The sequence below is a fragment of the Allorhizobium pseudoryzae genome (genome assembly GCF_011046245.1).
Lineage (GTDB): Bacteria > Pseudomonadota > Alphaproteobacteria > Rhizobiales > Rhizobiaceae > Neorhizobium > Neorhizobium pseudoryzae.
On sequence record NZ_CP049241.1, the window covers coordinates 3,516,241 to 3,537,708 of the forward strand.

At 63.4% G+C, this 21,468-nt stretch carries 22 protein-coding genes; 15 read left to right on the forward strand and 7 right to left on the reverse strand.

Features of this window, described 5'->3' with window-relative positions; all coding sequences use genetic code 11:
* Positions 1 to 119 precede the first annotated feature (119 nt).
* The 7 genes from G6N78_RS17160 to rplI all read left to right on the forward strand — a co-directional run bounded on the left by G6N78_RS17160 (position 120) and on the right by rplI (position 6,138).
* A complete protein-coding gene (locus G6N78_RS17160; protein ID WP_165220723.1) occupies positions 120 to 1,163 on the forward strand; it encodes an aldo/keto reductase in 1,044 nt (347 codons plus the stop codon).
* 187 nt (positions 1,164 to 1,350) lie between these two features.
* A complete protein-coding gene (locus G6N78_RS17165) occupies positions 1,351 to 2,301 on the forward strand; it encodes a calcium/sodium antiporter (protein ID WP_234905825.1) in 951 nt (316 codons plus the stop codon).
* Positions 2,302 to 2,470: 169 nt separating this feature from the next.
* Entirely contained in the window at positions 2,471 to 3,364 is an 894-nt protein-coding gene (locus G6N78_RS17170; RefSeq protein ID WP_165220726.1) for a calcium-binding protein, read from the forward strand.
* Positions 3,365 to 3,655: 291 nt separating this feature from the next.
* The gene (gene rpsF / locus G6N78_RS17175; RefSeq protein ID WP_165220729.1) at positions 3,656 to 4,129 is read left to right on the forward strand and encodes a 30S ribosomal protein S6; all 474 of its coding nucleotides are present in this window, start codon (positions 3,656 to 3,658) and stop codon (positions 4,127 to 4,129) included.
* 26 nt (positions 4,130 to 4,155) lie between these two features.
* On the forward strand, positions 4,156 to 4,404 hold the full coding sequence (gene rpsR / locus G6N78_RS17180; protein WP_143125589.1) for a 30S ribosomal protein S18: 249 nt from the start codon (positions 4,156 to 4,158) through the stop codon (positions 4,402 to 4,404).
* 156 nt (positions 4,405 to 4,560) lie between these two features.
* Positions 4,561 to 5,547 (forward strand): DUF2232 domain-containing protein, encoded by a 987-nt coding sequence (locus G6N78_RS17185; RefSeq protein WP_165220732.1) that lies wholly within the window; start codon positions 4,561 to 4,563, stop codon positions 5,545 to 5,547.
* Between the two features lie 18 nt (positions 5,548 to 5,565).
* The gene (gene rplI / locus G6N78_RS17190; RefSeq protein WP_165220735.1) at positions 5,566 to 6,138 is read left to right on the forward strand and encodes a 50S ribosomal protein L9; all 573 of its coding nucleotides are present in this window, start codon (positions 5,566 to 5,568) and stop codon (positions 6,136 to 6,138) included.
* A gap of 84 nt (positions 6,139 to 6,222) precedes the next feature.
* Here the strand turns inward: rplI and G6N78_RS17195 are convergent, their stop codons facing one another.
* The 3 genes from G6N78_RS17195 to G6N78_RS17205 are packed head-to-tail and all read right to left on the reverse strand — an operon-like array spanning position 6,223 to position 9,396.
* Positions 6,223 to 7,278, reverse strand: a complete 1,056-nt coding sequence (locus G6N78_RS17195) for an HlyD family secretion protein (protein WP_165220738.1) — start codon at positions 7,276 to 7,278, stop codon at positions 6,223 to 6,225.
* 4 nt (positions 7,279 to 7,282) lie between these two features.
* The gene (locus G6N78_RS17200; RefSeq protein WP_165220741.1) at positions 7,283 to 8,947 is read right to left on the reverse strand and encodes an MFS transporter; all 1,665 of its coding nucleotides are present in this window, start codon (positions 8,945 to 8,947) and stop codon (positions 7,283 to 7,285) included.
* Positions 8,944 to 9,396 carry a MarR family winged helix-turn-helix transcriptional regulator gene (locus G6N78_RS17205; RefSeq protein ID WP_165220744.1) on the reverse strand — a complete coding sequence of 151 codons (453 nt, stop codon included), beginning with the start codon at positions 9,394 to 9,396 and terminating at the stop codon, positions 8,944 to 8,946. Before G6N78_RS17205 ends, G6N78_RS17200 begins: the two co-directional genes overlap by 4 nt.
* 341 nt (positions 9,397 to 9,737) lie before the next feature.
* Between G6N78_RS17205 and G6N78_RS17210 the strand changes: the two genes are divergently transcribed.
* On the forward strand, positions 9,738 to 11,234 hold the full coding sequence (locus G6N78_RS17210; RefSeq protein ID WP_165220747.1) for a replicative DNA helicase: 1,497 nt from the start codon (positions 9,738 to 9,740) through the stop codon (positions 11,232 to 11,234).
* Positions 11,235 to 11,479: 245 nt separating this feature from the next.
* Here G6N78_RS17210 and G6N78_RS17215 read toward each other — a convergent pair whose 3' ends face one another.
* The 4 genes from G6N78_RS17215 to G6N78_RS17230 form a co-directional block, all read right to left on the reverse strand.
* Complete coding sequence (locus G6N78_RS17215) at positions 11,480 to 11,782, reverse strand: AzlD family protein (protein ID WP_165220750.1); 303 nt, start codon at positions 11,780 to 11,782, stop codon at positions 11,480 to 11,482.
* Entirely contained in the window at positions 11,779 to 12,480 is a 702-nt protein-coding gene (locus G6N78_RS17220) for an AzlC family ABC transporter permease (RefSeq protein WP_165220753.1), read from the reverse strand. Before G6N78_RS17220 ends, G6N78_RS17215 begins: the two co-directional genes overlap by 4 nt.
* A 63-nt stretch (positions 12,481 to 12,543) precedes the next feature.
* The gene (locus G6N78_RS17225) at positions 12,544 to 13,401 is read right to left on the reverse strand and encodes an AraC family transcriptional regulator (RefSeq protein ID WP_165220756.1); all 858 of its coding nucleotides are present in this window, start codon (positions 13,399 to 13,401) and stop codon (positions 12,544 to 12,546) included.
* A 70-nt stretch (positions 13,402 to 13,471) separates the two neighbouring features.
* Positions 13,472 to 14,698 (reverse strand): alpha-D-ribose 1-methylphosphonate 5-triphosphate diphosphatase, encoded by a 1,227-nt coding sequence (locus G6N78_RS17230; RefSeq protein ID WP_165220759.1) that lies wholly within the window; start codon positions 14,696 to 14,698, stop codon positions 13,472 to 13,474.
* Positions 14,699 to 14,955: 257 nt separating this feature from the next.
* Between G6N78_RS17230 and alr the strand changes: the two genes are divergently transcribed.
* From alr to G6N78_RS17265, 7 genes are all read left to right on the forward strand, one after another.
* Entirely contained in the window at positions 14,956 to 16,125 is a 1,170-nt protein-coding gene (gene alr, locus G6N78_RS17235) for an alanine racemase (protein WP_165220762.1), read from the forward strand.
* 66 nt (positions 16,126 to 16,191) lie between these two features.
* Positions 16,192 to 16,449 carry a type II toxin-antitoxin system ParD family antitoxin gene (locus tag G6N78_RS17240; RefSeq protein WP_165220765.1) on the forward strand — a complete coding sequence of 86 codons (258 nt, stop codon included), beginning with the start codon at positions 16,192 to 16,194 and terminating at the stop codon, positions 16,447 to 16,449.
* Between the two features lie 47 nt (positions 16,450 to 16,496).
* Positions 16,497 to 16,748 carry a type II toxin-antitoxin system RelE/ParE family toxin gene (locus G6N78_RS17245; RefSeq protein ID WP_234905972.1) on the forward strand — a complete coding sequence of 84 codons (252 nt, stop codon included), beginning with the start codon at positions 16,497 to 16,499 and terminating at the stop codon, positions 16,746 to 16,748.
* A gap of 9 nt (positions 16,749 to 16,757) precedes the next feature.
* Positions 16,758 to 18,161, forward strand: coding sequence for a DNA repair protein RadA (gene radA, locus G6N78_RS17250; protein ID WP_165220768.1), 1,404 nt, complete (start codon positions 16,758 to 16,760; stop codon positions 18,159 to 18,161).
* Positions 18,162 to 18,288: 127 nt separating this feature from the next.
* On the forward strand, positions 18,289 to 18,879 hold the full coding sequence (locus tag G6N78_RS17255) for a CvpA family protein (RefSeq protein ID WP_165220771.1): 591 nt from the start codon (positions 18,289 to 18,291) through the stop codon (positions 18,877 to 18,879).
* Between the two features lie 138 nt (positions 18,880 to 19,017).
* Entirely contained in the window at positions 19,018 to 20,508 is a 1,491-nt protein-coding gene (purF, locus tag G6N78_RS17260; RefSeq protein WP_165220774.1) for an amidophosphoribosyltransferase, read from the forward strand.
* Between the two features lie 209 nt (positions 20,509 to 20,717).
* On the forward strand, positions 20,718 to 21,458 hold the full coding sequence (locus tag G6N78_RS17265) for an SDR family NAD(P)-dependent oxidoreductase (protein WP_165220777.1): 741 nt from the start codon (positions 20,718 to 20,720) through the stop codon (positions 21,456 to 21,458).
* Positions 21,459 to 21,468 lie beyond the last annotated feature (10 nt).

Consider the following 21,468-nt stretch of genomic DNA (forward strand, 5'->3'; position numbering starts at 1 on the left):
GCGCGCCCCGCTTTTCCATGCCGACGCTCTTGCGTCGCAGCGAAAGGGGCCTACATTGCCAGCGCCTTCAAGGCCACCCATCCGTTTCTCCCCGCATCCTTCCACGACGGGACATCCTCATGAAGTACAAGACACTGGGCCGCACCGACATCAGCGTGTCCGAAATCTGCCTCGGCACCATGACCTGGGGCTCGCAGAACACTGAAGACGAAGCCTTTCAACAGATGGACTACGCGCTCGATCACGGCGTGAACTTCTTCGATACGGCAGAACTTTATCCCACCACGCCGCTTTCGCCGGATACCTATGCCGACACCGAGCGGCTCATCGGCAACTGGTTCGAAAAGACCGGCAAACGCGACAAGGTGGTGCTCGCCACCAAGGTTGCCGGTGCCGGCCGCCCTTATATCCGCGGCGGCGCGCCGATTACCGCAGACACCATCCGCGAGGCGGTCGATGCCAGCCTCAGCCGCCTGAAGACCGATTACATCGATCTCTACCAGATCCACTGGCCGAACCGTGGCCATTTCCATTTCCGCGGCGCCTGGGGCTACAATCCCTTCAATCAGGACAAGGCCCAGACGAGAGCGGAGATCACCGAGAAGCTGGAAGCGCTGGGCGACTGCGTGAAAGCCGGAAAGATCCGCGCGATCGGCCTGTCGAACGAGACGACCTGGGGCACGCAGACGTTCCTCACGATCGCCGAGCAGCTCGGCCTGCCGCGGGTGGCGACCGTGCAGAACGAATACAGCCTGCTCTATCGCCACTTCGATCTCGACATGGCGGAGCTGTCGCATCACGAGGATGTCGGACTGCTCGCCTATTCGCCGCTCGCCGGCGGCATTCTGTCCGGCAAGTATCTGTCGGGCGACAAGCCGGCTGGCTCGCGCGGTTCGATCAACGGCGATATCGGCGGCCGTCTGGTCTCGCACCAGGAGCCGGCGACGCGCGCCTATGTGGAGCTTGCCGCGGCCCATGGGCTCGATCCCTCGCAGATGGCGCTCGCCTTCTGCCTGACGCGGCCGTTCATGGCATCCGCCATCATCGGCGCCACCTCCATGGACCAGCTGAAGGTCAATATCGGCGCCGCCGACATCACGCTCTCGGACGATGTCATGAAGGGGATCGCCGACATCCATCGTCGTTACCCGATGCCGATCTAAGGGAATATGCGATGCACCGCCGGCACCCTCACCGGGTCCGGCGGTGCGTTGTTCTTCCGTATTGTGCGGCAGCCCGACAGAAAGTTGAAAGCCAGACGAAGTTTGAAGACCCCGTGATCTTTAAAGAAGAAGATCCGCTTCCCATTTGCGGCAGGCTTCTTCATGCTTTCAACACTCGGGGGATCTTTTGCTGCTGGACATCGTGTTTGTTGCCTGCGGGCTTGTGGGACTTTATTTCGGGGCCGAATGGCTTTTGCGCGGCAGCGTCGCGCTCGCCTGGCGCCTTGCCATCCCCACCCTCATCGTGTCCCTCGTCATTGTCGGCTTCGGCACCTCCATGCCGGAACTGCTCGTCTCCGTTCGGGCAGCGCTCTCCGGCTCCTCGGACATTGCGCTTGGCAATGTCGTCGGATCGAATGCGGCCAATATCCTTCTGATCATCGGCGTCTGCGCGCTGATCTCGCCCATCACACACTGGGACAAAAGCGTGAGACGCGACGTGTGGATGATGCTGGCGGCCTCGGCGCTCCTGCTCGTTCTCGTGCAGTTCTCCGTCATCGGCCGGCTGGCGGGCCTTGGGATGGCCGTCATCCTCTTCGCCTACCTCGCCTATACCTACTGGCAGGGCAAGCAGCGTGTGGAGGAGCTCAATGCGGATCTCGAACCGGATGACATCAAACACGAGAGCCTGACGCCCGGGTTTACCGCCCTCCTCATCCTCGGCGGTCTGGCGACGCTCTTCATCGGCGCGGAACTGCTGGTGCGCGGTTCGACCAGTCTCGCCCGTGATTTCGGCGTCTCCGAAGCGGTGATCGGCCTCACCGTCGTTGCCATCGGCACCTCGCTGCCGGAACTGGCGACCGGCATCATGTCGGCGATGAAGCGCCATTCCGACATCATGATCGGCAACATCATCGGATCCAATATCTTCAACATCCTGTTCATCCTCGGCGTCACGGCGATGTTGCAGCCGATCAGTGTCGATCCGCGCTTCGGCTCGTTTGACGTTCCGATCATGCTGGCGGTGACGGTTGCCTTTGCGGCCCTGCTGCTCGGCAATCTGGGCGTCCGGCGGATCGTGGCGGGTCTGATGCTGATCGTCTATGCCGGCTATACGGTGATGCTCGTGCAGGTCTGACGGGTGACGGCGGACATGGCCGGTCCGCCCTTCACCGAATGCTAACCGTCCTGCGGGAAACGGCTGGCTGGCTTCGCCGCAAAGCTTTAAGAGTTTCTTCGGGTTCGCGAGCATAAGATCAAGGTGATGCCGGTGGGATGATCCGCCGGGTCACCCGGGACGTTCCTTCATGAGCTCGATCAACAGCTTCTTCACGAGTGCGAATGCATCGCTTTACGTCGATACGCTGTTTTCCGCGGCAAAACCGTCCAACCCGTCTTTCTCTTCTTCCTCCGCATCTGGCCCCCGCATGCCCTACGGCGTCGATGAGAACGGCCAGACGGCCGGGCAGCGTGCCCTCTCCCGCATCATCGACATCCTGACGCTCGGCGGCGACGACGCCTCTCGCTCGGCCGATATCGACGAACAGATCGGTTACGTGACCGGTGGCACGGGCACCGAAGGCGACGACAAGCTGACGGTGACGGGCCGCGGCATCTACAATCTCGATACCGGCGAAGGAAACGACACGCTCACCCTCAAAAGCGCCCTCATTTCCGGCGTCACGACCGGCAACGGCGATGACACGATAAAGGCTGCCGGCAGCTTCATCGGCTCCATCGATGGCGGCGACGGGAACGACGACATCCAGCTGAAGGCGGAGCTTGCACTCGACATCAAGGGCGGCGCGGGCGACGACACGCTGAAGGTCTCTGCCGACACGATCGTCGGGCTGGACGGTGGCGAGGGCAATGACAGCCTGACGCTCGAGGGCAACCGCATCTTCGCGACCGGCGGTGCCGGCAACGATACCGTCAGAATCACGACCTCCGGCACGGATGCGCTAGCCGAATACGGTTTCACCACCGGTGGCGGGAAGGACACCGTAACTTCCAATGGCCCGCTGTCGCTTTCGCTCGGCGGCCTGAGCGAGGCCGATCTGGCGATTTCGGTGAAGGACGGTACGCTGACGGCCGCCATCAACGGTTCGGGCGACACGATCTCCGTTACCATCGACGAAGCGTCGTCGCTCACCTACAGCTTCACCGTCAAGAATGGACAGACGATGCTCTCGATCCGCTGATCGACGGGTGTTTTTCGCCTTTTCCAGCCGCCACGACTTGCTTTTGGGGGAAATGCGCGTATAAGCGCGCCTGTTCGAAATGCCCGGTCTTCTGGCTGGTGGCTGAACGGAGGGCCGGTTCCGCATGCGGAGCCGCAGGAACAAGAAGTGTTCCGGCCTCCCGTGTCTCCGCTCTCGACCGTCTCGATCGTAACGCTTTTCTTGCCGGAGTGAAAACTCCTTCCAAGACCAGTCGTTGAGGCTTAGCCGCCGATTACCGGGCCAAGACAACCGCAAGAAAGGCAAGCTGTAATGGCTCTTTATGAACATGTATTCCTTGCCCGGCAGGATATGTCCGCTCAGCAGGTTGATGCCCTCGTCGAACAGTACAAGGGTGTCCTCGAAGCTAATGGCGGCAAGGTCGGGCGCGTTGAAAACTGGGGCCTCAAGTCCCTGACGTACCGCATCAAGAAGAACCGCAAGGCTCACTACGCGCTCATGGACATCGACGCACCGGCCGCTGCCGTGCACGAGATGGAGCGCCAGATGCGCATCAACGAAGACGTTCTTCGCTACATGACGATCGCCGTCGAGAAGCACGAAGAAGGCGCGTCTGCCATGATGCAGAAGCGCGACCGTGACGACCGTCCGCGCCGTGATGGCGACGACCGTGGCCCGCGCCGTGACTTCGGCGATCGTGGTCCGCGTCCGGACCGTGGTCCCCGCGAAGACCGCGGCCCGCGTGAAGGCGGCTTCGAGCGTCGTCCGCGCGAAGATCGTGCATAATCCGAGAGCTTCAAGGAGAATTACCCATGGCTGACGCATCCTCTGCTCCGGCACGCCGTCCGTTCCACCGTCGTCGCAAGACCTGCCCCTTCTCGGGCGCAAACGCACCGAAGATCGACTACAAGGACGTTCGTCTCCTGCAGCGCTACATTTCCGAGCGCGGCAAGATCGTTCCGTCCCGCATCACGGCCGTTTCCCAGAAGAAGCAGCGCGAACTGGCCCAGGCCATCAAGCGCGCCCGCTTCCTCGGCCTGCTGCCCTACGTCGTATCCTGATCGACTGCTTGCCGCCGGTGTTTGTCATCGGCGGCATCTCCCCTTCCGCGGTGGGCGCGGATCGGAACCCTTGAAAACCCCATGTTGGGGATGAAGCGCCTGAGATCTTCATTCAGGCTTCTCCCCTAACTGCTTGACCTGGCAGGACAGCGAGACGTGTACGGATTGAACCAGACAGTGCTGATCACCGGCATTCTTGCCGGCATTGCCGCGACCCTGCTTGTGCTGGGCGCGAATGCACAGCCGTCGTTCGCCTTCGTCCTCTATGCCTCTTCCGCCCTTCCCGTTCTCGTCGCCGGCCTTGGCTGGGGCAATCGCGCCGCGATCGTTGCGATCGTGACCGCCGCGCTGCTCGGCGCTGTTCTCGGCTCGCCGATGTTTGCGCTGGCGATGGCGATCTTCACGCTGATCCCGGCCGGCTGGCTCTCGCATCTCGCCAACCTCGCCCGTCCGGCCTCCGAACTCGGCGGTCCGGACGATCTGATGGCCTGGTATCCGATCTCCGACATCCTTCTGCATCTGTGCGGGCTGGTGACGATCGCCGTGATCATCCTCGGCGCGATCATCGGTTATGGCCCCGATCTCACCAATGCGCTCGTCGATGCCATGGTCGAGAACCTCAACGTCCAGAACCCGTCGATGGTGCCGGATGCCGCGTCGCTGGCCCAGACCAAGGCGATGATCGTGCTGATGCTGCCGCTGATCCAGGGCGGCCTCTGGGTTCTCCTGCTGTTTGCAGCCTTCTATTTCGCCGTGCGGATCGTGTCGCGCAGCGGCCGCGCACTTCGCCCCCGCGAGGACATGCCGTCGGCGCTGCGCATGAACCGCAATGCGATCTTCATTTTCCTCGCCGGCATTCTTCTGACCTTTGCGGGCGGCGTGCCGGCCATGATCGGCGCCACGCTCTGCGGCACCTTCGGCGCCGGTTTCCTGATGGCGGGTTACGCCGCGCTGCACTTCAACCTGAAGGGCAAGGACTGGCGTTTTCCGGCTCTCGTGCTGGTCTATCTCTCCAGCCTTCTCTTCCTGCCGATGCTCGCGATCATCGTCATCGGCCTCACCGACACCCGCCGGACGATCGCCCTGACGCCCGCCCGCGGACAGAAATCCAACGACACCAGTTCCAACGACACTCCGAATTGATCTGAAAGGACAAAGACAATGGACGTCATTCTTCTCGAGCGCATCGCCAAGCTTGGCCAGATGGGCGAAGTCGTCAAGGTTCGCGACGGTTACGCACGTAACTTCCTGCTGCCGCAGGGCAAGGCACTGCGCGCCAACGCTGCCAACAAGACCCGTTTCGAAGCCGAGCGCGCCACGCTCGAAGCCCGGAACCTGGAGCGCAAGTCGGAAGCCCAGAAGGTTGCCGAAGCCCTCGAAGGCAAGTCCTTCATCGTGGTTCGCGCTGCCGGCGAAACCGGCCAGCTCTACGGTTCGGTTGCTGCTCGCGACATCATGGAAGCTCTGGCTGCCGAAGGCTTCAACATCAGCCGCAACCAGGTTGACCTGAACAACCCGATCAAGTCGATCGGTCTGCACAACGTCACCCTGCACCTGCATGCCGAAGTCGAAATCGAAATCGCTCTCAACGTTGCCCGTTCTGCTGAAGAAGCCGAGCGTCAGGCCAAGGGTGAAAACCTCAACTCCGTCGATGCCATCTACGGCGTGGACGAAGATGCCCTGCGTCCGGAAGACTTCTTCAACCCGGACGACGAAGACGGCGACGACGCATAATTCTTGCGTTCTGCGCGTACCGCATGAAAAACCCGGATCGGCCACGCCGATCCGGGTTTTTTAGTTCTCATGATGACATGAAAGTCAGCCGACCGGCCGCACCGCCGCATCCTTATCGACGCGCACCTCCACCGACAGGCCGGGCTGCAGAAGATCGGCAGCATCCTTCGGCACGACGAGCCGGATGCGCACACCGACGCGCTGGGCGATCTTGACGAAGTTGCCCGTGGCATTGTCGGAGCGGATCACCGCGAATTCCGACGCCGCCGCCGGCGAGAAGCGCTCGATGTGGCCCTGCAGTTCGCGACCGCCCAGCGCATCCACGCGCACCGTCACGGGCTGGCCGACCCGCATGCCCTGCAGCTGGGTTTCCTTGAAGTTGGCGATCACCCAGACATCATCCGGCACCACCGCCATCAGCTGGGTTCCGGTTGTCACGTATTGGCCGAGCCGCACGCCGACCTCGCCCAGACGGCCGCTGCGGGGCGCGTGGATTTCCGTATTGGCAAGATCGATCCGGGCGAGTTCGACCGAGGCCTCGGCGCTTGCGACCGCCGCTTCCAGCGAACCGCGGTTGACGATGATGGTCTGCAACTGCTGGCGGGAGACTTCCAGCGCGGCCTGTGCCTGGCGAAGGGCTGCGCGCGACTTCTCCAGCTCGGCGGCGGCCTGTTCCTGAAGACTGGTGGTGCCGACGCCGCTGCGGGTAAGGTTCATCTGGCGCTCCGAGGCAAGCTGCGCCTGCGTGAGGGCCGCCTCGGCACTGCTGACCTCAGCCTCGCTGGAGGCGATGTTGGCCTTGCCGGAGACTTCCTGCTGATGCGAATTGGCAAGCGCCGCCTTCTGGCTGTCGAGCGTTGCCTCGGCCTGGGCGAGCTTCTGCCGGTAGATGCGGTCGTCGATGCGGACAAGCACGTCGCCCTGGCTGACCTTCTGGTAATCCTTGACCGGGACTTCGACCACATAACCGCTGACCTGCGGGCTCAGCGTCGTGACGTATCCGCGCACATAGGCGTTGTCGGTCATCTCGACGCTGCTGGTAAAGGGCGGCAGGCGCCAGGCATAAAGGACGAAACCGAGGCCGAGCAGACCGACCAGAAGCACGATGAGGGTGGCGGGGGAAAAAAGCTTTCTGAACATGATGTCAAACCTGATTGTGTTCGGTGGCCGCGTCAGCGGAGGCGCGCTCAGCAAGACGTGCGCGCAGGCGGTCAAAGGAGAGGTGAAGAAGGAGGCCGAGAAGGGCGAGGCTGGTGCCGATGCCGATCAGCAGGAAGGTGTCGTTATAGGCCAGCACATAAGCTTCGCGGGACACCTGCTGGGCGAGCAGCGCCAGCCCCTCGGCATTCAGCAGCACCTTGTCGGTCATGACCTTGGCATAGGCGCCGGACAGCTGCGCCACCCGGTTTGCCACATCCGGATCGGTCAGCAGGATGTTTTCCACCAGCACGCTCGAATGAAACTTTTCACGGATCGTCACGAAAGTGCCGAGCAGGCCGGTGGCGATCACCGAGCCGCTGATCTGGGTGAAAAGGAAGATGGCGATGAAGTTGACGAGGTAGGGTGGGCCCTTCTGGATGGCCGCACCGAAACCCCGCGCCATCACCGGCGGCAGGAAGAGCGCAGCACCGAAGGCGATCAGCGACTGGCTGAGATAGAACTGTTCGGGACGGCTGAGATTGGTGGACTGGCTGTCCAGGAAGGCCCCGGTTGCAATGAGAAGAAGCGCCAGGATGTGCGCCGTGCCCGGGCGCTGATGGACCATCATCACCGCACAGACGGCACCGCCGGCGATCGAGGCCAGCAGGATCAGGCCGAAGAGCAGCCCCATCTGGTCGTTCTGCATGCCCATCTGCTGCAGGAAGCCCACCATGGTGCTGGACTGTTCTGCCGTCACCGCACGAAAGATGATCAGCACGCCGGCCAGATGCAGGTTCGGCCAGGAAAAGATCCAGCGCAGGTCGAGCAGCGGATTGCTGCGGCGCAGTTCGATCATGACGAACAGCGTCAGGAACACGACGGAGGTGGCCAGAAGCAGGCCGAGCCATTCCGTTTCGAACCACCAGTAGAAGCGGCCGAGCGTGAAGAAGACGGCAAAACAGCCAAGACCGACGGCGAGCAGCAGATAGGTGAAGACATCCGTGCGCTCGATCACCTTGACCCGCGGCGGGGCGGTGAGCGGCAGGACGTAGATCAGCGGAAGGGCAAGGAGCGCCAGCCCCAGTTCCATCGTATAAAGCGCTGTGTAACCGTCGAGATCCATCAGGCCGGGCGAGATGATCCGGGCAACGGGCGCGGCGAGCAGCGTTCCGGTGAGCGCGATGCTGAGGCCGATCGTCAGCTTCTTCTGAACGGGAAAGGCTTCCAGAATGTAGAGGAATCCGAGCGACGACAGCGGTGCCGCCGCCATGCCGCTGACGAAGCGCACGACGAGCGCGGAATGAAAATCGGTGACGAAGAGGTTGAGGCAGGAGGCGAGCACGAAGGCGGCGATGCTGAGTTCGGCAAAGGGACGCAGGCCGTATTGCACGCGGATCTTGAAGAGGGCGAGCGACAGGCTGGCATAGGGCGCCATATAGGCGGCCGAAAGTGCTGCGACCTCCGCCAGTGTGGCGGAGAAGGTGCCCTGCAGCTGATAGATATTCGCCGACACGATGTTCATGCCGAGCCCCTGCGTCAAAAACATCAAGAGGCCGGAGGCGATATAGGCGAGCGTCAGCCAGAGCGGCCGTTCTTCCACCGGGATAGGCTGCGGCAGCACCTTTGGCTTCGGTGCGGATGCCGTTTCTGTTTCGTCCACCGTGCTCATTCAGGGTCCCCCTTCCCGCCTGCAACGAACAAGTTCCGGTTCAGTTGCAGCAGAACCCGCAAGGCGACATCCAGATCCTGCGGCGGGATGCCCTCGACGATCCGGCTGCGCAGGTGAATGGCAAGCGCCTGCACCTCGGCCCCCACCGCCTGCCCCGCCTCCGTCATGTGGATTTCCTTGACGCGCCGGTCCGCCGCGGCCCGCCGTTCGATCAGCCCCTGCTGCTCCATGCCGTCGAGGATGCGCACCAGCGTCGGTGTCTCGATGTCCAACTCCTGGGCAAGATCCTTCTGCGACAGGCAACCGCGGCGGGTGAGCGCAAACAACGCCCTCGCCCGCGTGAGCGTCAGGCCGGTTTCGCTGGCATAGACCTCGAAGACGGACCGCAGGCGCCGGGTGAAGGACGAGATTTCGTCAAACAGCCGCTCATCCAGGGATTGGCGTGACATGATAACTCCGACTGATAATTAGTAACCTAATCGTTGTGAGGCTATCTAGTTCGCCAGCCGTCTCCCTTCAACCGCGCAACGACGGCACCTGCCATGCGCTGAACGCATTTCTCGCCGCAACCAGGTCTCGCAGCGCTTGCCAGCCTTGGCTATACTCAGGACGCGGTTTCCCCGATTCGGGCTGGAACGCCGTCAACGGAATTCTCAAAATCCGTGCAGTTTTTTAATCAGAGAGCCTTGGGCCTGTGAATCGGTGTGAGTTGCGGCTGCGCGTCTAGCCTTCGAGCGCCGCATCGCTAGAGTGGGCCACACAAAATGAAGAGCATGATTGGATCGATACGATGAATGAAGCAGCGCGCAAGCTGGGCCATGCCGGACCGGCAGAGCCGCATTACCGCGAGGCCCCCAACAACCTCGAGGCCGAACAGGCTCTTTTAGGTGCGATCCTGGTCAACAACGATGCCTATTACCGGGTGTCGGACTTCCTGAAGCCGACGCATTTCCACGAACCGCTGCACCGCAAGATCTTCGAGGTGGCGGGCGATATCATCCGCATGGGCAAGATCGCCAATCCGGTGACGATCAAGAACTTTCTGCCGGCGGATACGAAGGTCGGCGAGCTCAGCATTCCGCAATATCTGGGCCGCCTGGCCGCCGAAGCCGTGACCATCATCAATGCGGAAGACTATGGCCGGGCGATCTACGATCTGGCACTGCGCCGCGCGTTGATCACCATCGGCGAGGACATGGTCAACATCGCCTATGATGCGCCGCTCGACATGCCGCCGCAGACGCAGATCGAGGATACCGAACGGCGCCTGTTCGAACTCGCCGAAACCGGTCGTTACGACGGCGGTTTCCAGTCGTTTGCCGATGCGGTCGCCCAGGCGATCGACATGGCGGGCGCTGCCTTCGAACGCGACGGGCATCTGTCGGGCATTTCGACCGGCATCATGTCGCTCGACGCCAAGATGGGCGGCCTGCAGCGGTCCGACTTGATCGTGCTCGCCGGTCGCCCGGGTATGGGCAAGACCTCGCTTGCCACAAACATCGCCTACAATATCGCCGCATCCTACGAGCCGGAAGTGCTGCCCGACGGCTCCTTCAAGGCGAAGAACGGCGGCGTCGTCGGTTTTTATTCGCTCGAAATGTCGTCCGAACAGCTGGCAACCCGTATCATCTCCGAGCAGACGGAAGTCTCGTCCTCCAAAATCCGCCGCGGTGACATCACCGAAGCCGATTTCGAAAAGCTCGTTGCCTGCAGCCAGATGATGCAGAAGGTGCCGCTGTTCATCGACCAGACCGGTGGTATCTCGATTGCGCAGCTCTCGGCACGCGCCCGGCGCCTGAAGCGCCAGCGCGGGCTCGATGTGCTGGTGGTGGACTATATCCAGCTGATGACCGGCTCCGGCAAGTCCGGCGAAAACCGCGTTCAGGAAGTCACCCAGATCACCACGGGCTTGAAGGCGCTCGGCAAGGAACTCAACGTTCCGATCATCGCGCTCTCGCAGCTCTCCCGTCAGGTGGAAAGCCGCGAAGACAAGCGCCCGCAGCTCTCCGACCTTCGCGAATCCGGCTCGATCGAGCAGGACGCCGACGTGGTGCTCTTCGTGTTCCGCGAGGAATACTACGTAAAGAACCTCGAGCCGCGCGATCCCGACGATCCGAAATATGGCGAGTGGGAAGCGCAGATGGACAAGGTGAAGGGTACGGCGGACGTGATCATCGCCAAGCAGCGTCACGGACCGACCGGCACCGTCAAACTCGCCTTCCAGTCGGAATACACCCGCTTTGCGGACCTCGCCGACCCGAGTTTTACGCAGTACGAGGAACATTGATTCTCAGACAGCGCCCCACGCTTCTGTGAGGCGGGAGTGCGCCACATCCCCCTTCTCCCCGTCAGAACGGGGAGAAGGTCGCGGCAGCGGGATGAGGGGCCAATGCGCTCATCATTTCAGCCGCTTGAGCCCCTCACCCCAGCCCTCTCCCCGCACGCGGGGAGAGGGGGCAAAGCGAGCGCCTGCCCTCACCCAGAGTGTCGGAATTCGCCGACCCGTGCGCACCGCGCCGAAGTAACCAGCCGCTATAGCCCCGCCCCTCTCAACACCGCGACCGTGACGACGCCTGCCGTGGCCGCAGGCAATAGCGAAAAACGCAGGGCAGCAAGAGCTGTCACGGCGCAGGCGATCGTTTCAGCAAGACCGGTGGCGATGGCGGTGGGGGTGACGACGGCCATCAGCACGGCCGGCGGCACCGCCGAGAGCGCCTTTTCCACGCGTGGCGAGAGGTCGAACCGGTTGACGAGCAGCGCGCCAACGAGGCGGGTGAAGACGGTGGCGGCCATCATGGCGAGGATGGCGGCGAGTGTCGCGGGATCGAGCGTCATGCCGCCTGCTCCTGTCTCCCGAGAGGAATGAAGGCGGCGGCGAGCCCCGCAAGCGCCCCGGCGGCGATGTACCAGGCGCCGGGCACGAGGCTGTGCACCGTCAGCGAAGCAACAGCGCTGGCGGCGAGGATGAGGCCGGTTTCGGTACCCTTCCAGAAGCCCATCAGGAGCACGATGAAGACCGCCGGAAAGGCGAAATCGAGCCCGTAGATCGCCACATCCCCGAGAAGCGCGCCGAACAGAGCGCCACAGAGGCTTGCGAGCACCCAGCCGCCATAAAAGGGCAGTGCCAGACCGAGATAGAAGGCGGGCGTCAGCGGTTGCTGGCGCGCGCGCGCTTCGGCCAGCGCCCAGTTCTCGTCTGCCATCACCAGAAGCGTCGGCAGTTTCTGCCAGGGGCGGAAGAGACCGAGGCTGCGCTCCAGCGAGGCGCCCATCAGGATGTGGCGCAGGTTGACGAGCAGGGCCGCGAGACCGAGCGCGCTCCAGGCGGCGGGATGGGTCCACAGGTCCATGGCGACGAATTGCGATCCGCCGGCAAAGACCAGCGCACTCATCAGCACGGTTTCGAGCGGCGACAGCCCGTTGCCGGCGGCCACCGTGCCGAAGACGAAACCGATCGGGAACGCGGCAAAGACGAGAGGGAGAATGGTGCGGTTTCCATCGAGGAATTCGCGGCGGGCAAGATCAGATGTCATGAAGGCCTCCTGTTGCCGGAGGCTCTACCCCTCACCGCCCCAGCGGGTCTTGAAGGAAAGTGATCAGCCGGCGCGGAAGACGGCGGGCGTCAGACCCGTGCGCGCCTTGAAATGCCGTGTCAGATGTGCCTGATCGGCAAAGCCGCAGGCGGCGGCCGTATCCGACGGCGTGGCACCCGCCCGCAGCAGGCACCGGGCATGACGGATGCGCAGATCCGTCTGATAGGCGTGCGGCGTGATGAAATAGTGTTTGCGGAAGGCGCGGATCATGTGGGCGCGGCTGAGGCCCGCCACCTTCGCCAGCGCCTGAAGCCCGATCTCCTCGTCGAAATGGCTGGCGATGTAATCCTTCACCCGGCGCATCGCGAGCGGCTCCTGGTAGTCGGGCGCGCGGATGATCTCGCTGCCGTGGCGGGCAAACATGGTGGCGAGCACGCCATACATGCTCTCCTCGCCCTCCAGCGCCGTGCCCTCCTCGATCGCCCGATGCGCCCGGTTGAAGGCGGCGGCGAGCGGCCGGTCGGTCAGCAACTGCCGGGCGAAACTCGGCGAACCGTGGAAGGCGCGTCCCGTCATCTCCTCGATGATCTCGGTCAGCACGGTCATGTCAGGATAAATCATCCGGTAGCGATAGCCGTCCGGCGCACCGGGCTGGCCGTCATGCACCTCGCCCGGATTGATGAGGTAGAGCGCGCCGGGGCCGGTGTGTTCCCGTTCGCCACGGATCATCGCCACCTGGCAGCCGTTCTCGATCGCGCCGATCGAAAACGTGTCATGTGAATGCGGGGAAAATTCGTGCGTGATGAACGAGGCCGTCAGGCATTCCATGTCGTGAAAACGCCTGTCGCGCCAGAACCGGGTCTTTTCCGTCATCGAAACAGGTGTCGCCTCGGCGGCCTGTTGCTGCGATACATTGTGCATGGCGCGAGGTTAGCCTGCCTCGCGGCCTGCGTCTTGAACAAAAGTGATCGCTGTCGCTCGCGTCTGCGCCTTAAGAGCCGGCGGAAACGGCGCGGTAGGCTTCGCGGCCTTCCACGAAGGTGCGGCGCACGGAGGGGACACCGCCCTCCGGCCACTCGACCAGCAGCAGATCGGCCCGCCGCCCAACCTCGATCACACCCCGATCGGTGAGGCCCGAGGCTCGCGCCGGATTGGCGGAGACGAGCGGCCAGAGATCCGTGAGCGGTGCCACGCCATCGGCCAGCAGCCGGGCGAGACCCAGCAGCATGGCGGGATAATAATAGTCGGAGGCAAGGATATCGCAGAGCCCTTCGCGGATCATATCGGCCGCCCCGATGGAGGCGAGATGGCTGCCGCCGCGCGTGGCATTCGGCGCACCGAAGACGATGAAATCGCCGGCTTCGCGCGCCGCCTGGGCAACACGCCGGTTCATCGGGAATTCGCTGATGCGGGCGCCCCGGGTGCGGTAGAAGTCGCGCGTCTCCACCTGGCTGTCGTCATGCGAGAGCATCGGCGCGCCAGCGGCGCGGCCAAGCGCTGCCACCTCGTCGATTGCGGCCTGCACTTGAGGCCGGCGTTCCCAGATCGAGCGGGTCAGCGACACCATCTCGGCCGCCGGGATTTTTGCCCGCTTGCCACGCTCGGCCATTTTGTCGGCGAAAACGGGATTGTCCGGAGAGAGCGCCGGATAGGCGGGATCAAGCTCGAAGGGCCGCTCCTGCAGCGTCACGGAGGGATCGAGCAGCAGCATGGAGGTATGGTCGTTGAAGGCGATCGAGGGCAGCCGCGGGCCGGCAAGGGCCTGGCGAATGAGATCGATCGCTTCGAAACAGAAGGTTTCCCAGCGTAGTTGCACGCGATTATCGACGGTGAGGCGCGGTGCCAATTGATCGAGCCCCGCCACGACGGCGCGGCCGTTGTCCACCGAGCGGAGCCCCGGCTCCCAGCTGAGCGTCAGCGCATGATAGGCGGTCGCAATGCCGTTGGCCGCCAGTTGTCGGTCCGTCTCGAGAAGCGCTGGTACCACCGGCAGCATGGTGCCCGGCCGCGGCATGATCTGCCGCTCGAAGGCATCGCCATGGATATCGACGAAGGCCGGCGCCAGAAGGTGGCCACGCCCGTCGATCACCTCGGCCCCGTCCCGCGCACCGTCGATCGCGGTGATTGCGCCGCCCTCGAACCGCACCGAGGCGGGCGCCAGGCGGTCCGCAAAAACCACGGTTGCGCCTTCGATGATGACTGCCGTCTGCTGCTGCATGATGTCGATTCCCTCGCCGCAAGAGCACGGCTCTTAGACAAACGATGTGACAGTTTTGCGAGCGCCGGAAAAGAGCAGATGGCGCAGAAGCATGGCCGTATTTACCTGGTAAAGACTGTGCATGCCGAAAGAATTCACCGGATCGTCGTTTTCGCGCGGGTCAAAAGTGATAGGGTCAGGGTGGGTGTGCCAAAGGTGTGATGACCCGATTCCGGACCCTCCCCGGCGCCGCCCGATCAACAAAAAAGGATAGGCTGATGACTGACGGACATGACGACCTGCTGGATATCGATCCCTTCGATTACGCCCCGCTGCGTCTCACCGTCGATCTCGCCGCCCTTGCCGACAATTGGCAGGATCTGGCGCGCCGCTCCGGAAGGGCCAGAACCGCCGCCGTCGTCAAGGCGGATGCCTATGGGCTGGGGATCGAGGATTGCGGGCTGACGCTCTACGAGGCGGGCGCGCGCGATTTCTTCGTCGCCGCCGCCAGCGAAGGCGAGACGCTGCGCGCCTATGCGCCGGATGCCCGCATCTTCGTGCTGTTCGGCATCTGGCCGGGTCAGGAGGAAACATTCTTTGCGAACGACCTGGTGCCGGTTCTGGCATCGGAGGAGCAGCTCGCCTTCTGGATGTCGGTTCTTTCCGAGCGCGGTCCTTACCCTTGCGCACTGCAGGTGGATACCGGCTTCAACCGCCTTGGCCTCTCGATGGAGGAGGCACTTTTGCTGGCTTCCGATGTCTCGCGCCCGACGAGTTTCGAGCCGGTGCTGGTGCTCTCGCATCTTCATAGCGGCGACACGCCGGAGGCCGAGAGCAACCGCCAGCAGCTCGACCGTTTCCGCGAGGTGAGTGCCGCCTATGAGGGGGTAGAGGCCAGCCTCTCCGCCTCGGCCGGCATCTTCCTCGGGCCGCAATATCATTTCGACCTCACCCGGCCGGGCATCTCGCTTTATGGCGGGCAGGCCACCTCCGGCATGGAGAACCCGATGCGGCCGGTGGCAAGCGCCGAGGCGCGCATCGTGCAGATCCGCGAGGCCAGGGCCGGTGAGACCGTCAGCTATGGCGGCACGCATCGCCTTGCCCGCGACAGCCGGCTGGCGGTGGCCGCGGTCGGCTATGCCGATGGCTATCTGCGCGCTCTGTCGGGCAGCGGCGTGCCGCTGCGCTCTGCCGTTTCCGCCGGCGCCTTCGGCTTCATCGCCGGGCACCGCGTGCCGGTCGTTGGTCGCATCACCATGGATCTGACCATCTTCGATGTGACCGACCTGCCGAAGAATGCTATCCGCGCCGGCGATTACATCGAACTCATCGGCCAGAATATCGCTCTCGACGAGATGGCAGCGGCTGCCGGCACAATCGGCTACGAGCTGCTCACCAGCCTCGGGCTTCGTTACGAGCGACGTTGGCTGGGCGAAGACGACGGCTGATGTCGTTTCGCTGCCCTCTGTTCAGCGCGGAACGAACGCGCTATAAGAGAACAAAAGGAGATCGAAATGCCCGAGATCCATCTGACGGACGAAGAGCAGGCCTTCATCGACACCAAGCTGCGCACCGGCGCCTACCGAAGCGCCGAGGATGTGGTGCGGGCGGGGCTGGCACTGCTGGACCAGCAGGAGGAACAGGTGCGGCGAATGATTGATGCCGCTGACGCCCAGGTCGCCGCCGGCGAGACCCTTCCGTTCGACAGCGCGGATGCCGTTGCTGACTCGGTCATCGAGCGGGGGATGCGGCGATTAAACCGAAAAAGCTGACCTACACCCGCCTCGCAGATCAGGACCTCGTCGATATCTTCGTTTATATCGGCGAGAAAGACATTATTGCCGCGAGCCGTTTTGTCCGCCAATTGGCGAGCAAAATTGGGTGGATCGCAGTCAGCGGCTTTCCCGGTGTGTCGCGTGATGATTTGCGGCCTGGACTGAAGGCACTGCCCTTTCGCAAGCGCTGTATCTATTTCCGCACGACGCCAGATGAGGTGATCATCCTTCGCGTCCTGCACGGCCACCAGGATCTTTCGGCCGACCTTTTCGACGAAGAACAACAAGAAGACTGATTTTTCCTCATGGCAAAAACCAAGACCCAATTTGTGTGCCAGAACTGCGGCACGGTGCATACCCGCTGGGCCGGCAAGTGTGATGGCTGCGGCGAATGGAACACGATTGTCGAAGACGATCCGATGGGCGGCATCGGCGGCGGCCCCGGCAAGACACCGAAGAAGGGCCGCGCCGTGGCCCTCACCACGCTCTCCGGCGAGACCGAGGAAGCACCCCGCGTGCAGACCGGCATCAGCGAACTTGACCGGGTGACCGGCGGCGGCTTCGTCCGCGGCTCGGCGGTCCTCGTCGGTGGCGATCCGGGCATTGGCAAATCGACGCTTTTGATGCAGGCGGCGGCGGCACTCTCGCGTGGAGGCCACCGCATCATCTATGTGTCCGGCGAAGAGGCGGTGGCGCAGGTGCGGCTGAGAGCCCAGCGGTTGGGGGCTGCCAATACCGACGTGCTGCTCGCGGCCGAAACCAATGTCGAGGATATTCTGGCAACGCTTGCCGAGGGCAAGCGGCCGGATTTGGTCATCATCGATTCGATCCAGACGCTGTGGAGCGACACGGCCGATTCCGCCCCCGGCACCGTGACGCAGGTGCGCACCGGCGTGCAGGCGATGATCCGCTTTGCCAAGCAGACGGGGGCCGCCATGGTGCTGGTCGGCCATGTGACGAAGGAGGGCCAGATCGCCGGCCCGCGCGTTGTCGAGCACATGGTCGATGCGGTGCTTTATTTCGAAGGCGACCGCGGCCACCACTACCGCATCCTGCGCACGGTGAAGAACCGCTTCGGACCGACCGACGAGATCGGCGTCTTCGAAATGTCCGACAAGGGCCTGCGCGAGGTCTCGAACCCCTCCGAGCTTTTCCTCGGCGAGCGCAACGCCAAGGCGCCGGGCGCCGCCGTCTTCGCCGGCATGGAGGGCACGCGCCCCGTTTTGGTGGAGGTGCAGGCGCTGGTCGCCCCCACCTCGCTCGGCACGCCGCGCCGCGCCGTGGTCGGCTGGGATTCGGCCCGGCTTTCGATGATTCTCGCGGTGCTGGAGGCCCATTGCGGCGTCAAGCTCGGCCAGCATGACGTCTATCTGAATGTCGCCGGTGGCTATCGCATCACCGAGCCGGCAGCGGATGTGGCGGTCGCCGCAGCACTTGTCTCGTCGCTCGCCAACGTGCCCCTCCCCTCCGAGCGGGTCTATTTCGGCGAAGTAAGCCTCTCCGGTGCTGTCCGCCCTGTTTCGCAGACGGCGCAGCGGCTGAAGGAGGCCGAAAAGCTCGGTTTTTCCTCTGCCATGCTGCCCGCCTCCTCGGCGGAAATTCCGAAAGGCGGCAAAAAAAGATCGAGCGAGATCGAGGGCCTGCCGGATCTGGTGGTGGAAATCGCCGGATCGGCGAGGAAACTGGGGAAAGGCCAAGAGGAGGATTGATCTTTCCCCCGCCGTTTCCCTGTTGTAAGAGGAGCGCCACGGACGGATCAGCGTTAACAGACGCTTGCCGTCCATCCACCACAGGTCCTCCCGGGTCAACCTGGGTCATCTTGGAGTTCTTTCATTCATGCCCATCACGATCTTCGACGGCATCGTCCTCGGCGTCACCCTGTTTTCGGCGGTGCTCGCCATGGTTCGCGGCTTTTCCCGCGAGGTGCTGTCGATCGCAAGCTGGGTGGGCTCGATTGCCGCGGCCTATTACCTCTATCCGCTGCTTTTGCCCTATGCCGAAAAATACACCGCCGACCACCGCATCGCGATTGCCGGTTCGGCGGGCGTGATCTTCCTCATCGCGCTGATCGTGATCACCTTCATCACGACGCGGATTGCCGATTTCATCATCGACAGCAGCATTGGCGCACTGGATCGCACGCTGGGCTTCCTGTTTGGCGCCGCGCGTGGCATCCTGCTGCTGGTCGTCGCAGTCGCCTTCTGGAACTGGCTCGTTGATATCCGCCAGCAGCCGGCCTGGATCACCCAGTCGAAGTCCAAGCCGTTCCTCGATACGCTTGTCGGGCGCCTGGAAGCCGTGCTTCCGACCGATATCGAACCGCAGATCCGGGCGCGCATCCTTGGCAAGCCAGATGCCGCGTCCACGCCTGGTACAGAACAGGCACCGTCCGATGACGCACCGGCGCCAGGTGTGACAAATAATTGACGCTTTGTTGCAATTCTAAGGGAAGCCAAGCAACGGCGTTCGTGCTATAGAGCGCCCGAGAACGGGCCGGATCGGGGATTTCCCTCCGGCCTCTTTACGTTTTCTGACATTGCCCCTGAGGCCCAAGGACCCGCGATGATGTATGAGCTGGTTTCGCAACACCTTTCCGACGATCTGGATGGCGACACGCTGCACGAAGAGTGTGGGGTGTTTGGCATTCTCGGCCACCCCGATGCGGCCACGCTGACGGCGCTTGGTCTGCACGCGCTCCAGCATCGCGGCCAGGAAGCGGCCGGCATCGTATCCTTCGACGGCAAGCAGTTCCACACCGAAAAGCACATGGGCCTGGTGGGCGACCACTACACCAATCCCGCGACGCTGGCGAAGCTGCCGGGCGCCATGGCGATCGGCCATACCCGCTATTCCACCACCGGCGAAGTGGCGCTGCGCAACGTGCAGCCGCTGTTTGCCGAACTGGAAGTCGGCGGCATCGCCGTGGCCCATAACGGCAACTTCACCAATGGCCTCACGCTGCGCCGCCAGCTGATTGCCGGGGGCGCCATCTGTCAGTCCACCTCCGATACGGAAGTGGTGCTGCACCTGATCGCCCGTTCGCGCTACACCAATACCAGCGACCGTTTCATTGATGCCATCCGCCAGATGGAAGGCGGTTATTCGATGCTCGGCATCACCCGCACCAAGCTGATCGCCGCGCGCGATCCCACCGGCATCCGTCCGCTGGTCATGGGTGAACTCGACGGCAAGCCGATCTTCTGCTCGGAAACCTGTGCGCTCGACATTATTGGCGCAAAGTATATCCGTGACGTCGAAAACGGCGAAGTGATCATCTGCGAAATCCAGCCGGACGGCTCGATCTCGATCGAGGAGCGCAAGGCGCCGAACGTGCAGCCGGAGCGCCTCTGCCTGTTCGAATATGTCTATTTCGCCCGCCCAGATTCGGTCGTCGGCGGCCGCTCGGTCTATGTGGCGCGCAAGAACATGGGCATCAACCTGGCAAAGGAATCGCCGGTCGAGGGCGATGTCGTGGTGCCGGTGCCGGATGGCGGCACGCCGGCGGCGCTGGGCTATGCGCAGGAAAGCGGCATTCCCTTCGAATACGGCATCATCCGCAACCATTATGTCGGCCGCACCTTCATCGAGCCGACGCAGCAGATCCGCGCCTTCGGCGTGAAGCTGAAGCATTCGGCCAACCGGGCGATGATCGAGGGCAAGCGCGTCATCCTGGTGGATGATTCGATCGTGCGCGGCACGACCTCGCTGAAGATCGTCCAGATGATCCGCGATGCGGGCGCCAAGGAAGTGCACCTGCGCGTCGCCTCGCCGATGATCTTCTTCCCCGACTTCTACGGCATCGACACGCCGGACGCGGAAAAGCTGCTCGCCAACCAGTATGACGGCGTGGAAGCCATGTGCCGCTATATCGGCGCGGATTCGCTGGCCTTCCTGACGATCAACGGGCTTTACCGCGCCGTCGGCGGCGAAGATCGCAACCCGGCCCGGCCGCAGTTCACCGACCATTATTTTACCGGCGACTACCCGACCCGCCTTCTCGACAAGGATGGCGAGGCGATGGGCCGCAAGATCTCGGTCATGGCCAGCAACGGCTGAGACCCCGTCTCTTCGAAAAAGCCCCTCTGCCCGACCGGCGGAGGGGCTTTTCGCGTTTCAGGGCCGGGCGATGTCGCTGCGTCATCCCGGCGCAACCCCTTGCGCCGGGCCATGCCCTGTGACAAGCACGAACAAACTTTGGAAGGGGCAACGAGCCTCTTGTCGGGAGAGTGGCGGACGAAGGTCTGCCGGGCAGAGGTGGAGAGTAGATGAGCATCGACCTGACGGGCAAAATCGCGCTGGTGACCGGCGCCTCGCGCGGCATCGGCTATTTCACGGCACTGGCGCTCGCCAAAGCCGGTGCGCATGTGATTGCCTGCGCCCGCACCGTCGGCGCTCTGGAAGAACTCGATGACCAGATCCAGGCGGCCGGCGGCACGGCAACGCTCGTTCCCTTCGACCTCACCGACATGACCGCCATCGACCGGCTGGGTGCCTCGATCTACGAGCGCTGGGGCAAGCTCGACATTCTGGTGGCCAATGCCAGTATTCTGGGTGTCATTTCGCCGGTCGGCCATATCGAGGCCAAAGTGTTCGACAAGGTGATGCTGACCAATGTGACGGCCACCTGGCGGCTGATCCGCTCGGTCGAACCGCTGCTTCTGAAGTCCGAGGCCGGGCGTGCGCTGCTGCTCTCCTCCGGCGTCGCCACCGATGCCCGCGCCTTCTGGGGCGCCTATGCGGCCTCCAAGGCGGCCGTCGAAATGCTGGGCCGCACCTGGGCTGCGGAAACCGAGCAGACGAAACTGCGGGTCATCAACGTCAACCCCGGCGCCACCCGCACCGCCATGCGGGCGCAGGCCATGCCCGGCGAAGATCCGGCCACCCTGCCCCACCCGTCCGAGGTCGCCGAGAAGCTGCTGCCGCTCTGTTCAGAGCAGATGACGGAGACCGGCCGGCTCTACGTCGTGCGCAAGGAAAAGTTCGTCGATTACCGCCTGCCGGAATAGAACCCGGCAC